The following is an 18,215-nucleotide window of genomic DNA, read 5'->3' on the forward strand; positions in this document are numbered from 1 at the left end:
CGTTTGGTTCTGGCGGTTATGAAGAGCCTGTCATCGGGCTTATGGATACAGTGGGAGCGATCATGACAATGAAACGCTATGTGTTGAATACCGGGGTTTGCAATGGCATTACCAAAGGGTTGCTACCCACAGCGGATAGTGGTGCGATCGTTTGGGGCAGGTATTATGGTCCCTTCGCGCTGCGCGTGGACGGCACATTGGACCCCGTCTGGTCCAAGCGCCTCATGGACGCGGGTGCCTTCAGCTTCTTCAAAGAACTGCCGAATGGCGATCTCTTGGCAGGCATCAACATGCAAACGGCGGGTGTGGTGGTGGCCCGCATGAACGCTGCAGGCGAAGTGCTATGGAGCAGGAGCTACATACGGCCACGGGGCGTGGTGAGCGATGCCATCATCGAACCGGACGGCTCCTTTGTACTGGTGGGCTATACCGACAGCACGGGTACCACGGATCCGATCTTCACGCCACTGCCGCCGGGATACAACCCGAAGCTCTTCATGATGAAGCTCAATGGCGAGGGCGATGTGCTCTGGTGCAAGGGCTACAGAAGCACCACCAACCTCTGGTACACCCGCCGCGATGCGGTGATCGAGCGCACCTTGGACGGCCAGTACGCGGTGCTCGCCACCCTGGGGCCACCGAACCAGCACGATTGGTTCAGGCCCTACCTGATGAAAACGGACCTGAACGGCGACACCCTCTGGACGCGATCCGTAGGACGGAACAACTATACCTACGTAACCCAGGACCTACAGGCCAGTTCCGATGGGGGCTACATGATCAGTGGCTTGATCTATGGCGATATGCCCGGTCCTTACTCTGGAATGAGTTTCATCTATAAAGCGGACTCATTGGGCTATTTCAACTGCTGGCAGAGAGTGCCGTCCATAGAAATAATGGACCTATTCCCAGTAGATAGCACGGTAGTGCTGAACATCATCAGCGGCATCGCCACAGCCACGCCGATGGCGTTCACGGACAGCATACTGGACTCGAGTATGGTCCCCTCATACGACGGCTGCACCTTCACCACGGGCATGCCTCTTACGATGCCGCGCAGCCGCTCCATTTCCGTCCGCCCCAACCCCACCCCCGGCCGCATCACCGTGGAGTTCCCCGATCCCCTGCTGCGCGATAGCTACTACAGCGTGTACGATGCCATGGGCAAGCTCTTGTTCCAGCGCTCCTTGCCCAAGGGCCACGAAACGGAAGAAGTGGATCTAACGTGCTTCGGAGCTGGCACTTACGTCATCCGCTTCACGGATCAGGAGGGCAGTTGCTACGAGCGGGTGGTGGTGGAATAGCTTTAGGGCATGGGCAGTCCGGCGCACCCCTATGTGCAGGGTCCCCTCGTTCCTCGGGAGACCCTGCAGCGGTCTGAGACACCCTTCTTCGGCCTGGGCACCAACATGGCCAACATCAACCACGGCAGCTTCGGGGCAGGCGTCGTCCCGCCGGGCGTCACCTACATCAAGCGCGACCACCGCAACTTCCAGGAGACCATGGAGCGCCTGCATGCCGTGGGTGGCAATTACCTGCGCATGTACCTCCTGGAGAAGATCTTCTCGCCCGAATACGTGAACCTCGGGGTCTACGACCAGTACCGGTCGCAGCCGGCCTGCGCCAATGGCAATGCGCCCTCCTTCCGGGGCAACTGCCAGTACCAGTGCTGGGCCTTCGACCAGATGATCGACTGCGCCCGCGCCAGCAACATCTACCTGCAGGTCTGCGTGGATGCCTACCCGCCGGGGATCAACTTCGAGAGCCTCGGCTGGGGCGCCAACGCCTACTGGCTCGCCTTCATCGAGCCCAACCCCCTGCCGCCGCCCCAGCGCTTCAACATGCGGAAGTTCTTCTACACCTACGGCGAGGGCCACCCCGACCGCTACACCAAGGGCGTGTTCTATTACTGGAAGCGCAAGTACAAGTACATGATGAGCCGCTGGGGCTGGTCGGTGAACATCGCCGCCCTCGAACCCTTCAACGAGATCGACCAGCTCCTCACCTACCGCACGGACACCATCGACGGCAACTGCAACGAGAACGACGGCGCCTGGGCCGCCGATGCGCAGCTGCCCGATACCATCAGCGCATGGTTCGGCGACATGGCCCGCTTCGTGCGCGGCACGCAGGACCCTGAGCACCCCGCCCGATCGCCCTTGGGCGAGAACAAGCTCTTCCTGGCCAGCTATGCCATGAACGACCCCGGCATGCCGGCCGCCGAGAGCTTCTACGCGCCCCTCACCAACCCCGAGGTGGACCTCATCGATGCGCACCTGGGCCTGTACCCCGACCTCCAGGCGGAGCGCGACCTGACCGACGAACGCATCCACCAAGGCTTCCGGAATGCCACAGCCTTCTGGAACCGCTTCCCCGCAGCGCAGTCCGACTGGCACGGTGCTGCGATTCCTATGCCCTTCATCATCGGCGAAACCTCATTCAGCGCCGAGGATTCCAACGACGACAATTTTGACGACCCTTTCAACCATCATCTGGTCGACGACCCCGCCCATGACTATCCGCCCTGGCGAGACGGGCCCGAATCGCAACAATCCGCCTATGCCTCCCAGACCATGACGGCCACACGAGCGTACCTGGGTTCCGGATACTCTTGGTGGGGATTCCAGAACGGCCGTGCGGCGAATCTAACTCCGCCCTCACCTCCAACACCCAGCAACATTCAACACTGGCAAGGGGTCTACCGCGCTAACTTCTACGGTGCACTCAAGTATGGCGATGAAAACGCCAATCCGCCGATTCCTTGGGAAGACAAGCTTGTTGCTGGCACGTTCAGCACTTACTCACTCGCCTCAGCCCCCAGCTCCCTTCCCACCCCTCCAGCCGATTACCATCGCGGCAAGTTCAATGGCTCACTGAGCAGTGGTACCGTGTTGGGAACCGTGAACTTAATTGATCAGGACGGCCAGGCCATAACACACGCCGTGGGTTGGACGAAGCTGATATACTCCGACGCCTCTAACGATCCCGTGCATGAGATTGTGACAAATCAAATCTCGAATGACCAAGGCCTGTTGAATATCCATCGCGGACCGGTAATCAACGGCTGGTATGTGTCCAAGTATGAGATGCGCGTTCACGTGCCCGGTGGTGCCACAAGCCCGGGTGACGCTTCAAACCAGTCCTATCAGTCCTGGCAACAGCTCGGATCATCCCTTACCCTAGCGCGCTCTAAGCTCGCCTTTACGGCGGAGGCCTCCGGCGTCACCGTGCCGATTGGCCAGAGCTATGATCCGAAGGCATGGAGCACCCTCTTTGTGAACAATGTGACTTACGAGGGCAATGGTTCGCAAGGGGCTAGTGGAGATCTGCGCGCCAGACAATTCATTCATATGTCCACAGAGTTCCATGCAGCGCACGGCAGTGAAGTTCACATTCATCCAGAGAATGTCTTCCCCGATTGCGGGGATCCGCATATGCTCGTCGCTGAGGACAATCCTCACATAAACCATGAATCGGCGAAACGTGCTACTGATTCCGCGCATCAACTGGTTCTTCGTTTCAAGGACTTCCCCGCATGCGGGCTTCGTGTTGCGCCAAATCCCTGCGGTGAGTTCCTTGAGGTTTCTGGTCTGCCCCCTGGCGCACCTTATCGGATTGTTTCGGACCAGGGAGCGATTGTGCTCACAGGCATCATAACTGTGCAACCGATTCGCATTCAGGTGAGCGCTATTTCACCAGGTCACTACACACTGCATGCGGAGTTCGAGAACACCACGTGCTCTGCACCATTCGTCAAAATGAACTGAGCGATGAAAGATCTACGTCCCCTCTTCTGGCTCGCGTGTATCTGCGTATCGTTCTCCGGCCAATCGCAAGCGCTGGAATGGCTGCGGCAATTCAACAGTTCGGGACCAAATTTGGGTACGGATGGCACATTGCTAGCCGGGGGAACTGACGGCAGCATCTACGCAGCAGGGACCATCAGTGCAGGCACAATTAACCTGGGCCAGAGTCAGATGGAGGTCTCAGGGCGTGATGATGCGCTCTTAGTGAAGCTGAGCCCGGAAGGTACCGTTGCCTGGGGTCGGCTCATTGGTGGCCCTTGTACAGATGATTTCGGCGCAAACGACGATGCTTATTGTCTACTGTTCGATGCGGATGAGGAGCAAATCGTTGTTGGGGGCGCTTATTCAGGAACCGCGACGTTCGGAGGCATTGAGTATGTGGGTAGCTGCCAGGTCTTCCGTTATGGCTTCATCACGGCCTACGACCAGCTGGGAGTTGAAGCTTGGGGGCAGGTCATTCTGGGCGAGGATGTTCTGGTAAGAGAAATACTGAAGGCCAGTAGCGGTGAGCTGCACGTCTTCGGCGTAGCCTCGGAGTGGGATGCCTATTTCAGCATCAATCCGTTGGTAAGCGTTCCAGTCGGGGGCTTCCATGCCATCTATGGTGCGGACGGCAGCTTCGTCTTTGCCGAGCGCATGCTTGCGCACGGCCAAGTCTTTCGAGGCTGCACAGCCAGCTCAGGGATGCTTGTCTGTGGTACATATTCCGAGAACGATACACTTTGGGGCATGCCATTGCCGCATGCCGGCGCGTACGATAATGGGTTTCTCTGCCTTTCAGACGGCAACGGCCTGGCTCACTGGGTTGTAACCGTGGGCTCCAGCACCAGTGCCAGTTTCATCGATGGGGTGGAATTGAGCAACGGAGATTTCGTAGCCCATGGCAGATACGATGATGATCTATTCCTACCAACGGATACGCTGGAAGCTGTTGGCGCGGCGAACTTCCTGGCCTGCTATTCCGCGGATGGCACTTTCAAGTGGGCCAAGAATATGCCTTCCCCTGGCTTCTTGATCGGCTTCGGCCCCATGCAAGCGGCAAGTGACGGAAGCTTCTACTTCACGGGCACCTTCGCGGATGAACTGAACGTGGGCACCACGACTTTAGCTAGTAACACTAGCCGGGATAATTTCGTCCTGCACCTGGATAGCATGGGCAATGTGCTGCATGGCCTCCACGTGGGCCGCGTTCGCTTCGGCAATTGCCCCGGGCTGGTGGTGAACAGCGATGGCATCTACGTGGGCTCGAACTTTGACAGCACCATGGTCATTGGCGCGGAGACCTTCCTGCCCACGGTACAGGACTATCCGGATCTCTTCGTGGCCAAGTTCGACAGCCTGCCGGCCATTAATTCGATCAACTCTCTGGTCATCGGCAATACCGAGCTGCTCATCTACGCCAATCCGAACAATGGTACGTGCACAGTGGAGCTTCCGGGGTCCATCAGTCCAGGCAGCGAAGTCCAGCTCCGGATCATCGATAACATGGGCCGTCTTGTTGACGCAGTGCCATTGCGTTTGGATCGGCAAGGCCGGGTTGAGGTGGATATCCGTGCACAGGCCAAGGGGCTCTACCATCTGGAGCTCCTTGCTGGGGCGCGGCGGTACACCGGAAAGATCGTGTTCGAGTGAGCACACGGCGAATGTGTGGTTATCGACACGGGTTCACATTTGCCAACGCAAGACGCCCGGCTGAGCAGCGGCCACGGGGATAACTTCCCCGACGATTCCATGCAACAGTACCCCGACCTCCAGGCGGAGCGCGACCTGACCGACGAACGCATCCACCAAGGCTTCCGGAATGCCACAGCCTTCTGGAACCGCTTCCCCGCAGCGCAGTCCGACTGGCAGGAACGCAAGCCCTTCAACCAGGGCGAGTACAACCACTACACGCAGCTCACCATCCCGAATCCCAACTTCCCGAACCTGGTGCTCTGGCGCAACGACGTGGAGAAGATCCTCCACAACTACGACGTCTCCTTCCACAATGAACTCTGGAGCAGCGCCTTCAGCGGCAAGTTCGCCGCAGGCACCACCTGGCACTGGGAGCGCGTGTTCTGGTGGCCCGATCGCAGCCGGTGCACAGGCACCGGCCGCCTGCCGATCCCGGGCCGCTGCGCCCCACCTGCCGCCGGTTGCCGACCTTCGCGCCCCGGCCGCCGCGGCGCCCCCCCCGCGCCGGCCGCCACCGCCCATGAATGTCCTCTCCGTCGAGAAGCTCAGCAAGCGCTACGGCCCGCGCCAGCTCTTCAGCGACGTGAGCTTCGGCCTGGAGAAGGGCCAGAAGACGGCCATCGTGGCCCGCAACGGCACCGGCAAGAGCACCCTGCTGAAGTGCATCGCCGGCGTGGAGAAGCCCGATGAGGGCACCGTCACCTTCAACAAGGGCATCCGCGTGGGCTACCTCGACCAGAACGTGGCCATGTCCAGCGCCCGCAGCGTGGTGGACGAGATGCTGGACCGTGACGATGCGGTGAGCGCCGCCATCAAGGCCTACGAGCACGCCCTGGCGCGCCACGCCGAGCCCCGCGCCCTGCAGCAGGCCATCGACCGCATGGAGGAGCTGAAGGCCTGGGACCACGAGGCCCGCGTGAAGGCGCTGGCCCACCGCTTCGGGCTGCGCGACCTGGAGCAGCCCGTGAACACCCTCAGCGGCGGCCAGCAGAAGCGCCTGGCCATGGCCAAGGTGCTCATCGACCGGCCCGATGTGCTCATCCTCGACGAGCCCACCAACCACCTCGACCTGAACATGATCGAGCAGCTCGAGGAGGAGCTCAACCAGCCCGGCCTCACCCTGCTGCTCGTCACCCACGACCGCTACTTCCTCGACGAGGTCTGCGACGAGATCATCGAGATGGAGTTCGGCAAGTTCACCCGCTACAAGGGCAACTACACCTGGTACCTGGAGAAGAAGGCCCTGGCCGACGAGGTGCGCGAGGCCACCCAGCAGCACCTGCGCGGGCTGATGAAGCGCGAGCTGGAGTGGGTGCGCAAGATGCCCCGCGCCCGCGGCACCAAGAGCAAGAGCCGGCTGGACAAGTTCGAGGACATCAAGGCCGCCGCCACCCGCCGCTTCGACCGCGATGAGGTGAAGCTGGAGGTGAAGACCGACCGCCTCGGCGGCAAGGTGATCGAGGCGCGCAACCTCACCAAGGCCTTCGGCACGCCCGACAAGCCCGAGGGCTACCGCCCCATCGTGGCCCGCTTCAGCTACTCGCTCAAGCGCGGCGACCGCATCGGCATCGTGGGGCCCAACGGCATCGGCAAGAGCACCTTCATCGAGCTGCTCACCGGCCGCATGCAGCCCGACCAGGGCACCGTGAGCATCGGCGATACCGTGGTGCTGGGCACCTTCGGCCAGCAGCTGCCGCCCTTCAAGGAGGACCAGCGCATCATCGAGGCCGTGCGCGACATCGCCGAGGTGATCCCCTTGAGCAAGGGCAAGACCCTGAGCGCCTCGCAGCTCCTGGAGCGCTTCCTCTTCGACAAGGAGCAGCAGTACCAGCAGATCGGAACCCTCAGCGGCGGCGAGCGGCGGCGCCTCTACCTGTGCATGGTGCTCATGCGCAACCCCAACGTGCTCATCCTCGACGAGCCCACCAACGACCTGGACATCCCCACGCTGAACGCGCTGGAGGACTTCCTGCTCGACCTCGACGCCTGCCAGCTGATCGTGAGCCACGACCGCTTCTTCATGGACAAGCTCTGCACCAAGTTGCTGGTGTTCCAGGGCGGTGGCGCCATCAAGGAGTGGGTGGGCAGCTACACCGAGCTGCGCGAGGCCCAGAAGGCCGAGGCCGCGCGCGAGCGCAGCAAGGACGCGCGCCCCGCCCCGGCCCCCGCCGCCACCGCGGGCGAGCCCGCTGCGGCGGCGCGCAAGAAGCTCACCTACGCCGAGCGGCTGGAGCTGCAGCGCATCGATAAGGAGATGCCCCGCCTGGAGGCGCGCAAGGCCGAGCTGCTCGCCATCATGGCCGCCGGCGGCGCCGACCACCACGCCATGATGGAGCACAGCATCGCGCTGGAGCGCGCCATGAAGGAGCTGGACCGCCTCACCGACCGCTGGCTGGAACTGAGCGAGCGCGACCAGGGCTGACGCCGGTCAGCCCGCGCCACGCCGCAGCTGCGGCGCATCATCCCGCTTTCCTGACGAATGTTCTTGGATGCACAGGCAGGGACGGATAATTTCACCGCCCCTTAACCTGAATCGCGCCTCGTGCCCGCACCATGGCACGATGCGCCCCGCAATCCGCTGCGCCCCGTGCAGCGCACCGCCACCAGGCCTCCCCGGCCTTGCCCTCGTACAGCGGCACGGACGCCGCAGTGAATGCTGGAACCCTTAACCAAAACAAGAGAGACATGAAGAGTCGAGACAAGATGATCAGGCGAACGCGCTGGTGGGCCCCTGCGGCGATGCTGCTGGGCGGCCTCTTTCAGGCCAATGCTGCGCAGGCCCAGTTCTGTAATGCCACGGTCACGAATGGAGGTGTTGTTACACCGACAGGTACCGTTCAAACAGTTGTTGGAGCATCAGGCACCCGCACGTATTGGACGTTCAACACTACGGCTGGCACGAGTTATACGTTCCAGAACTGTGGTTCAGGTGGTGACACCTACCTCCGCCTGTATTCCACCGCCACTGGAGGCACGGTCCTGGCCAGCAACGACGACGGCTGCGGTACACAATCCACGGTGACCTATGTGGAAACAGCCAGTTCCACACGTTCCATCCTGCTCACCAATTTCAGTTGCAATACGCTCTCCGCCAACACCACGCTGAGCTATTCCAGCGCGGCTCCGTGGGATCCCTGTGCCACCATCCCGACGATCTCCGCCTGCGGGGTGAGCACGGTTTCCTCGCACACGGGCGCGGGCTCTTGGAGCCCTGGCACCTGTGGATTCAGCACCCCGGGACAGGAAAAACTCTACACCTTCACCCCCAGCGTCACCGGAGCCCACGCCTTGCAGGTGACGGCCGCTACGGGTGGCTATGTGGATTACTTCTGGAAGCTGGCCTCTGATGGATGCACCAGCACCGGTTGGACCTGCATTGATGACCTGAACGCTGCGGCAACGGTCAACCTTCCCTCTTGGACGGCTGGCGTTCCCGTGTACATCATGCTGGATCCGGAGAATACGGGGGCGATGACCCACACCTTCCAGATCAACTGCCCGGCGGCCTGCACCGCGCCCACCTCTTCCGCTGCCACGAGCATCACAACCGGCAGCGCATTGGCCAACTGGACCTGCGCCGGTTGCACGGGCACCGGTCCCTTCATCGTGGAATACGGCCCTGCGGCCACCTTCACCACCCCTGGCAGCGGCGCCACCGCCGGTCCCAATGGCACGGTGATCCCCGGCGCCACGGCCCCGCAATTGATCAGCGGCCTGGCCAGCAGCACCCAATACCGCTACTTCGTCCGTCAGGACTGCGATGGCGGCAACACCACCTTCAGCCCCAACAGCGCGGGCCAGACTTTCACCACGCTGGCGGCTCCCCCGCCCAACGATGCCTGCAGCAATGCGATCACCATCGCCTGCGCCAGCACGCCGGTGACGGGCTCCACCATCCTGGCCACCGTTGATGCTGAATACAGCGACTGCGGCGCGGGCAACGAAGGCCCCCAGGGCGGCGTGTGGTACCGGATCGTGGGCGATGACAACCAGTACACCATCACCACCTGCGATGCCAGCGGCACCGGCTACGACACCCGCCTCACCGTGTACAGCGGCAGCTGCGGCGCCTTCACCTGCGTGACGGCCAACGATGACATGACCCCCGCCTGCACCACCGGCAGCTTCCGCAGCCGCGTGCAGTTCAACGCCAACAGCGGCACGGACTACTACGTGTTCGTGCACGGCTACGGCACCCCCGGCGCCACGGGCAACTTCATCCTCAACATCACCTGCGCGCCGCTGTGCCTGCCGGTGCCGGGCAATGACGTGTGCGCCAGCGCCACGGCCCTGACGGTGGATGCCGCCCCCACGGCCGGTACCAACACCTGCGCCGCCGCCACGGTGGGCAACCCCACCTGCGAGAGCGCCTTCGCCACGCTGCCCGATGTGTTCTACTCCTTCACGGCCAGCGCTGCGGGCACCAACCTCATCACCTTCAACCTCTACACCGCGAGCAACCTGGGCTATGCCCTCTACGATGCCTGCGGAGGCACGCAGATCGCCTGCAACCCGGGCGTGACCAGCGGCACCACCTACACCCACACGGGCCTCACCAGCGGCAACACCTACTGGGTGCGCGTGTGGACGGACGACATCACCACGGGCACCTTCGATGTGCAGGTGAATCAACCCTGCCAGCCTGCCGCCACCCGCACCGCGGTGCCCAGCTGCGGCACCAACGAGTTCTTCATCGATGTGAACGTGACCGACCTGGGCACGAGCAGCGACCTGGACATCACCACCGACTTCGTGGGCGATGCCGAGCCCACCAGTGTGGGCCTGGGCGTGACGCAGATCGGCCCCTACCCCAGCGGCACCACGGTGGTGGTGACCCTGGTGCACGACAACGGCGGCATCTGCAACCTCACCCTGACGGGGCTCTCCTACAACTGCCCGCCGGCCAACGATGCTTGCGCCAACGCGATCAACGTGAGCAGCTATCCGTACGCGAGCCCGGTGGTGAACAACAGCCTGGCCACGGACGATGTGCCCGCCTCGGTGTGCACCGGCCCCTACAAGAACGTGTGGTGGCGCGTGGAGGGCGTTTGCGGCACCATGACCGCCAGCACCTGCGCCGGCTCCAACTTCGACACCGAGATCGCCGTGTTCAGCGGCGACTGCCTCACCCCGCTTGAAGTGATCTGCAACGACGACTTCTGCGGCGTGCAGAGCCAGGTGACCTGGAACTCCACCCCCGGTGCGTTCTACTACATCTCGGTGGGCAGCTACTCCAGCTTCTCCAGCACGGGCAACATCGCGCTCACGGTGACCGCCACGGTGGACGACACCGATGGCGACCTGATCGCCGACTGCGACGACAACTGCCCCACCACCCCCGGTGAGCAGGGCGATGCCTGCGACGACAGCAACCCGAACACGGTGCTGGATGTGCTCAACGGCAGCTGCGTGTGCGCGGGCCAGGCCTGCACCACCGACCTCGACCTGATCTGGCAGCCCGATGGCGTGAGCAGCATCACCTGGGAGCTCCGCCAGCAGGGCACCGACATCCTGGTGCAGGCCGGCGGCGGCATCTACCCCGAGACCCCCGCCTACAGCGAGGCCACCTGCCTGCCCGACGGCTGCTTCTACCTGGTGGTGACCGATGACGCCGGAGACGGCATCGCCGGCGGCGGCTACCAGCTGAAGATCAACAGCGGCGCGCGCATCATCGACAACCTCACCGATGCCTTCGGCAGCGGCGGATTCACCAGCGGATACACCAGCCAGGTCGCCAATGGCGAGGGCTTCTGCCTGCCCCTGGGCCAGGACCGCCTGATCTTCACCAGCTGCGACAAGACGGACTGGAAGACCAGCCCCTGCGGCGGCGAGTTCGTGGTGGCCAACACCAACGCGGCCGTGAGCACCGAGTACGGCGTGAGCAACGCCACCAGCGGTTACCAGATGTGGTGGTTCGACCCCAACGGCGGCTACAGCTTCAAGCGCTTCCAGAGCCACAATACCTCCAACGGCCTGCCCGCCAGCGCCACCCGCGCCTGCCACTTCCAGCTCAACAGCTGGAGCGGCAACCAGCTGCAGGAGGGCGTGGTGTACAACGTGAAAGTCCGCGGTCGCGTGGCCGGCAACTACCTGCCTTGGGGACCGGCCTGCCGCCTCACGGTGAACAACGCCGCTGCGCAATGCCCCCGCACCAAGCTCATGGACATCCCCGGCAACCAATACCTGAGCTGCGGACAGACCCGCCCGGTGGGCACCAGCCAGGCCAGCCTGGTGCATGCCAAGCCCGTGCGCCGCATGAACAACAACTGCAACTGGGTGAGCGCCAACCGCTACCAGTTCCGCTTCCGCCTGCCCGCCGAGAACTTCGAGCTGGTGAAGACCAGCGCGCTGGGCAAGTACTTCGTGAACACCAACGGGCTGCAGTGCGACAAGACCTACGAGGTGGATGTGCGCGCCAGCTTCGATGGCGGCGCCACCTGGTGCCACAGCAGCGATCCCTGGGGCGATGTGTGCCTGCTCACCACCACCTGCAGCAATGCACTGGCTGAGGAGGGCACCAGCACGGGCACCGCTGCGGGCACCCTGCGCATGTACCCCAACCCCAACCAGGGCGACCAGCTGATGCTGAGCCTGAGCGCGGTGGCCGAGGGCGTGCAGACGGTGAGCATCGACCTCTTCGATGTGTTCGGCAAGCGCGTGGCGGCCCGCACCATCCCCGTGCAGGACGGCTTCGTGAACACCATGCTGGAGCTCAACGGCGAGCTCGCCAACGGCCTCTACATGGTGAGCATCACCGCCGGTGCCGACAGCTACACCGAGCGACTGGTGATCCAGAAGTAAGCCTCGGCTGAACCGACCCCTTGTGCGCGGCCCCCACCCGAAACGGTGGGGGCCGCTGCATTGGGGCCCAGGCACCTGCCTCGTCTTGCGCAGCGCAACGGACCGGCAGGAGCCCGGGCGGTCCGCAAGGCTTTTCGTCGATGGCAAATGCATATTCATATGAAACTGTTGATTATTCGTCGATAGAAAAACTTGACAATCGTCATCTTGCCCCGCTAGTTTCGATCGTCGATTCACCAGAATACGTCGCCGAACAGGCGTTCTGAGTCGACCGATCCGGAAGCGGACTGCAAGCCGCGCCGGTGGGGAACCCGTCCGAGCCGGTTGGGAGACCGAAAGCCCACCCATCCCCCTAACACCTTCCTTCCATGCACCACGCCAACCCTACCTGGCCTGCTGCCTTTCTGCGGCTGCTGCTCCTGATGGCCCTGCTGGTACCTCCAGCCCTTGCCCGCGCCCAGGTGGCCTCGATGTACGCCTTCAGCCAATCCCCGGGCACCTTCACAGCAATCACCGGCGGCACCCAGCTCTGGGCCACCACCTTCGATGACAACGTGTCGGCAGCGCAGACCATCCCGGCCTTCACCTTCAACGGCACCGCGTACACCCAGCTGTACGTCTCCACCAACGGCTTCATCACCTTCGGATCGGCGCCCGCCGGCAATAACTACACCCCGCTCAGCAGCACCGCCACCTACCAGCGCTGCATCTCGGCCTTCGGCGCCGACCTCGTGAACGCCTCCTCGGGCACCCGCGACGTGCGGTGGCAGACGGTGGGCAACGAGGTGGTGGTGCAGTGGCGCGGCCTAAGGCGCTACAGCTTCTTCGGCCTCTCGGAATCCTTCTCCTTCCAGGTGCGGCTGAACACGGCCACCGGTGAGATCCGCACCGTGTACGGACCCTTCGCCAGCGGCCCGGCCAACAGCACGGCGCAGCAGCCGCAGGTGGGGCTGCGCGGCCCGAGCAACGCCTTCGCCACCGACGTGAACAACCGCCTGGTGGGCACCGGCAGCGAGAACTGGGCCACCAGCCTGGCCGGCACCGCCAACACCAGCGCCATGCGCTTCACCAGCGCCAGCCCGGCCAAGAGCTGGAGCAGCGGCCTCACCTACACCTGGACCCCCGTGAACTGCACGGCCCCGAGCGCGACGGCCAGCGTGGTGACCGATTGCGCCACCGGCACCTACGGCATCCAGGTGAACGTGACCGGCATCGGCGATGCGCCCAGCGTCACCATCCAATCGCCCACGGGCACCAACGTGCACAGCAACGTGGGCCCGGGCACTTACACGGTCAGTGGCATCCCCTTCGGATCGCCGCGCACGGTGACGGTGGTGCACAACGGCAACAGCCTCTGCAACCTGGGCCTGGGCAGCTTCAACTTCACGGACCAGGGCAGCACCTGCCACGGCGCCGCCGCGCACCCCATCCCCGACAACGGCTGCGGCACCGGCAATTACACGTCGGTCCCCTTCTGCCTCTCCAGCACCGGCACCGCACTGGGCACCGACGTCTTCGTGCGGAGCGTGGATGTCATCGTCAGCCACACCTGGGGCAGCGACCTGCGCATGTTCCTGCGCGCACCTGACAACACCGAGGTGGGCCTGCTCACCGCCGCGGCCGGCGGCAGCGGCACCCAGTTCGGCAACGCCGCGGCCTGCCCGGGCGGCCTCTTCACCTTCCAGGACGGCGGCGCTCCGCTCAGCGGCGTGGCGGGCAGCAGCACCAACGTGGGCACCTGGGCGCCCAGCCAGTCGCTCAGCGGCTTCCACAACGGCCAGGACCCCACCGGCACCTGGACGCTGCGCGTGTGCGACGCGGTGGGCCAGGACGCAGGCGCCGTGCGCTACGTGCGCGTTAACCTGTGCACGCCGCCCACGGCCACCTTCACGCCCGTTGACGATTGCGGCAGCAACCAGTTCAGCGTGCAGGTGAACGTGACGGGCTATGGCGCCGGCACCACGGCCCACCTCGTGTACACCGTGGATGGAACGCCCTTCGCCCTCAACAGCCTGCCGCTGGGCATCACCACCATCGGCCCCTTCGCCGTGGGCAGCGAGGTGGCCTGCTCCCTCAACAACGGCATCAGCAATTGCGGCGCAGCGGAGGCCACGCTCTACTCCAACTGCCCCATCCCCATCGCCTGCGGCACCAGCCAGACGCTCTCCCATTGCTACCGCAACGGCGACACGCGCACCTTCCACTTCATTGCCAGCAACCCCTTCGAGACCATCACCCTCAGCTTCGTCTCGGGCACCATGGACCCGAACGATGTGATCCGCGCCTACAGCGGCAGCGACAACAACGCACCCCCCATCGCGCAGCTCACGGGCAGCTTCACCGACCTGTTCGGCGTGTCGGGCACCTCGGCGGGCGATGAGCTCTTCCTGGAGATCGACAGCGACGGATCGAACAGCTGCGCCAGCGGGCAGCAAAGCCCCTGGGTCTTCGAGGCTGAATGCACCGCCGGCTGCGTGGACCCGGATGCCGTCATCACGGTGAACACCGACTGCAACGCGTACAGCTTCACCATCGATGCGGAGGTGCTCTTCACGGGCGATGCGTCCACCACCACGCTGCGCTACACCGTGAACGGCGGCCCGCCCACGGACATCCCCGGCCTGCTCGACTACGATGTGCAGACCATCGGGCCCTTCGCGATGGGCGATGCGGTGAACGTGTGGCTGCTGCACGAGACCGATGCGCTCTGCAACCGCAACTTCGGATCCTTCACCAATGCGCCGGGCTGCCCCAGCGCGGAGAACTGCGTGAACGCGCTGAACCTCGCCGCGGAGACCAGCCCCCTGCCAGGCACCACCGTGGGCCGCACGGCCGATTTCAGCTTCGCCTGCGGCACCGCGAGCGGCAACACGGCGGCCGATGCCATCTACTTCATCGACGTGCCCGACGGGAACCAGCTCCGCATCCGCCAGCAGGCCAACAACTATGATTCACAGCATTACGTGCGCTACGGCGGTGCCTGCCCCGGCAGCACCGTGATCGCCTGCGTGGATGACGACGGCGGCGAGGTGGCCTGGGTGGAATGGACCAACACCACGGGCAGCACCCAGCGCGTATGGTGGATCCAGGACGGCTACGGCAGCGGCACGGGCACCTACACGCTGGAGTGGCAGCTGCTCACCTGCCCGTCGCCCACCGCGGCGGCGGCCACGGGGATCACCAACAGCCAGGCGGGCGCCAATTTCTCCGGCCCTCCCGGCAACTACCTCGTGGAGTACGGGCCGGCGGCCACCTTCACCGCACCGGGCGCTGGCCCCACGCCGGGGCTGAACGGCACGGTGATCAGCGCCAGCGTGTCGCCGGCGCTGATCACGGGCCTGGCGCCGAACACGCAGTACCGCTACTTCGTGCGGCGCGATTGCGGCGGCGGTGACTACAGCACCAACAGCGCGGGCATCCTCTTCACCACCACCAACGCGCCCACCCCCATCGGCAACGGCGCCTGCGGCAACAACCTGGCGATCGCCGACAACGGCTGCGGCAGCAGCACCTACCTCAATGCCGGCATCACCATCAGCGGCCAGCCCAACGCCTTGGGCACCAACGTGGGCCTGAGCAGCGTGGAGCTGATCATCACCCACACCTACCGCAGCGACCTGCGCATCAGCCTGGTGAGCCCCGGAGGCCAGGAGGTGCAGCTGGTGAACGCACGCGGCGGCAGCAATGACAACTTCGGAAGCACAACCGGCTGCCCGGCCAACCTGTTCCGCCTCGTCGCGGGCGGTGCGGCGCTGTCCTCCATCCCCGCTTCCAACAACGTCACCGGCAACTACGCGCCCGAGCAGCCGCTCACCGGCTTCAACACGGGCAACCCCAACGGCACCTGGATCCTGAAGGTCTGCGATGCCGCCTCGCTCGACCTGGGCGCGCTGCGCTTCGTGCGGCTCAACTTCCTGCCCATCGACTGCCAGGGCGTGCTCGGCGGCTCCGCCATGCCCGGCACCCCGTGCAACGACGGCGATGCCTGCACCATCAACGACACCTGGAGCCCCGGCTGCGCCTGCGCCGGCACCTTCCAGGACACCGATGGCGACCTGACCTGCGACGCCGTTGACGGCTGCCCCAGCGATCCGGCGAAGACCGCGCCCGGGCAGTGCGGCTGCGGCAATCCCGACACCGACACCGACGGCGACCTCACCGCCGACTGCGTGGACGGCTGCCCGAGCGACCCGGCGAAGACCGCGCCCGGCATCTGCGGCTGCGGCGTGCCCGACACCGACACCGATGGCGACCTCGCCGCCGATTGCGTGGACGGCTGCCCCAACGACCCGGCGAAGACCGCGCCCGGCATCTGCGGCTGCGGCGTGCCCGATAGCGACACCGATGGCGACGCCCTGGCCGATTGCGTGGACCCCTGCCCGCTGCTGGCCGGCCTGCAGAACGGCGACATCTGCGATGCCAACCCCGATGCGGGCTACACGCTGGGCCAGGTGGCCGGATGCGCCTGCGTGCCGGTGCCGTGCACCAACGCCATGAATGTCGAGTTCCAGAGCGACGGGCTCAGCGACATCACCTGGGAGCTGCGCCAGCAAGGCACGAACACGCTGGTGCAGAGCGGCGGCGGCCTGCTGCCCCCCAGCCCGGGATTCAACATGAGCACCTGCCTGCCCGACGGCTGTTACTACCTGGCGGTGCTGGACGATGGCGGCGACGGCATCGCCGGCGGCGGATACGCGCTGCGCGATGCGGACAACAAGCGCATCATCGACAACCGGCGCGATGCCTTCGGCAACGGCGGCTTCACCGCGGGCTACACCAGCCAGATCGCCAATGGCGAGGGCTTCTGCCTGCCGCTGGGCACCGACCGCATGATCTTCACCAGCTGCGACCGGCTCGACTGGAAGACCAGCCCCTGCGGCGGCGAATACGTGGTGGCCAACGGCAATGCGGCCGTGAGCGCTGAATACGGCGGCGCCAACGCCAGCACCAGCGGCTACCAGATGTGGTGGTTCGACCCCAACGGCGGTTACAGCTTCAAGCGCTTCCAGAGCCATGCCACCAGCAACGGCATGCCGGCGGGCCCCACCCGCGCCTGCCACTTCCTCATCAACGGCTGGAGCGGCAACCAGCTGCAGGAGGGCGTGCTCTACAACGTGAAGGTGCGCGGCCGCATCGCCGGCAACTACCTGCCCTGGGGCGCCGCCTGCCGCTTCATGGCGGACAATACGCTGGCGCAATGCCCCCGCACCAAGCTCATGGACATCCCGGACAACGCCTTCCTCTCCTGCGGCCAGCTGCGGCCGCTGGGCACCGGCCAGGCCAGCCTGGTGCATGCCCGCCCCGTGCGCCGCATGAATGCCAACTGCAATTGGGTGAACGCCAACCGCTACCAGTTCCGCTTCCGCATCCCGGCAGAGGGCTTCGAGCTGGTGAAGACCAGCGCCGCCGGACAGTACTGGGTGAACACCAACGGCCTGGCGTGCAGCAAGACCTACGAGGTGGAGGTGCGCGCCAGCTTCGATGGCGGCGCCACTTGGTGCCATGGCGGAGCGCTGTGGGGCGATGTGTGCCTGCTCACCACCACCTGCAGCAGCGCCCTGGCCGAGCAGGACGTGGACTCCGGCAGCGCCACCGCCGGCACCTTGCGCATGTACCCCAACCCCAACCAAGGTGACCACGTGATGCTGAGCCTGAGCGCGGTGGCCGAGGGCGTGCAGACGGTGAGCGTGGACATCTTCGATGCCTTCGGCAAGCGCGTGGCCGCTCGCACCATCGCGGTGCAGGACGGCTTCGTGAACACCGCCCTGGCGTTGAACGGCGAGCTCGCCAATGGGCTGTACATGGTGAGCGTCACCGCCGGCGATCGACAGATCGTGGAGCGCTTGGTGATCCAACGGTAGGCAATACCCACCCCGCATCGGACGGCGCCCAGCAGGGCGCCGTCCCTGCTTGGTGGCAGCGCAGACCGGCTTG

7 protein-coding genes are annotated in these 18,215 nt (G+C 64.7%); all 7 read left to right on the top strand.

The features are described from left to right. Positions 1–62: 62 nt before the first annotated feature. The 7 genes from QY325_08795 to QY325_08825 all read left to right on the top strand — a co-directional run bounded on the left by QY325_08795 (position 63) and on the right by QY325_08825 (position 18,142). Complete coding sequence (locus QY325_08795; GenBank protein ID WKZ64865.1) at positions 63–1,304, top strand: T9SS type A sorting domain-containing protein; 1,242 nt, start codon at positions 63–65, stop codon at positions 1,302–1,304. A gap of 9 nt (positions 1,305–1,313) precedes the next feature. Next, positions 1,314–3,767, top strand: coding sequence for a hypothetical protein (locus QY325_08800; protein ID WKZ64866.1), 2,454 nt, complete (start codon positions 1,314–1,316; stop codon positions 3,765–3,767). Between the two features lie 3 nt (positions 3,768–3,770). Continuing rightward, a complete protein-coding gene (locus tag QY325_08805) occupies positions 3,771–5,438 on the top strand; it encodes a hypothetical protein (protein WKZ64867.1) in 1,668 nt (555 codons plus the stop codon). Positions 5,439–5,537: 99 nt separating this feature from the next. Continuing rightward, on the top strand, positions 5,538–6,170 hold the full coding sequence (locus QY325_08810; protein WKZ64868.1) for a hypothetical protein: 633 nt from the start codon (positions 5,538–5,540) through the stop codon (positions 6,168–6,170). Then, positions 6,103–7,902: an ABC-F family ATP-binding cassette domain-containing protein gene (locus QY325_08815; protein ID WKZ67970.1), complete on the top strand. Its 1,800-nt coding sequence runs from the start codon at positions 6,103–6,105 to the stop codon at positions 7,900–7,902. Before QY325_08810 ends, QY325_08815 begins: the two co-directional genes overlap by 68 nt. A 263-nt stretch (positions 7,903–8,165) precedes the next feature. Beyond that, the gene (locus QY325_08820; GenBank protein ID WKZ64869.1) at positions 8,166–12,281 is read left to right on the top strand and encodes a T9SS type A sorting domain-containing protein; all 4,116 of its coding nucleotides are present in this window, start codon (positions 8,166–8,168) and stop codon (positions 12,279–12,281) included. A 368-nt stretch (positions 12,282–12,649) separates the two neighbouring features. Further along, entirely contained in the window at positions 12,650–18,142 is a 5,493-nt protein-coding gene (locus QY325_08825) for a proprotein convertase P-domain-containing protein (GenBank protein WKZ64870.1), read from the top strand. Positions 18,143–18,215: the final 73 nt, after the last annotated feature.

The organism is Flavobacteriales bacterium, from assembly GCA_030584065.1.
Lineage (GTDB): Bacteria > Bacteroidota > Bacteroidia > Flavobacteriales_F > PHOS-HE28 > PHOS-HE28.

Bases quoted from the DNA above. Each gene is read 5' to 3' on its own strand.
- QY325_08805 (WKZ64867.1), top strand. From the start codon at position 3,771: ATGAAAGATCTACGTCCCCTCTTCTGGCTCGCGTGTATCTGCGTATCG.
- QY325_08825 (WKZ64870.1), top strand. From the start codon at position 12,650: ATGCACCACGCCAACCCTACCTGGCCTGCTGCCTTTCTGCGGCTGCTG.
- QY325_08810 (WKZ64868.1), top strand. From the start codon at position 5,538: ATGCAACAGTACCCCGACCTCCAGGCGGAGCGCGACCTGACCGACGAA.
- QY325_08795 (WKZ64865.1), top strand. From the start codon at position 63: ATGACAATGAAACGCTATGTGTTGAATACCGGGGTTTGCAATGGCATT.
- QY325_08820 (WKZ64869.1), top strand. From the start codon at position 8,166: ATGAAGAGTCGAGACAAGATGATCAGGCGAACGCGCTGGTGGGCCCCT.
- QY325_08800 (WKZ64866.1), top strand. From the start codon at position 1,314: ATGGGCAGTCCGGCGCACCCCTATGTGCAGGGTCCCCTCGTTCCTCGG.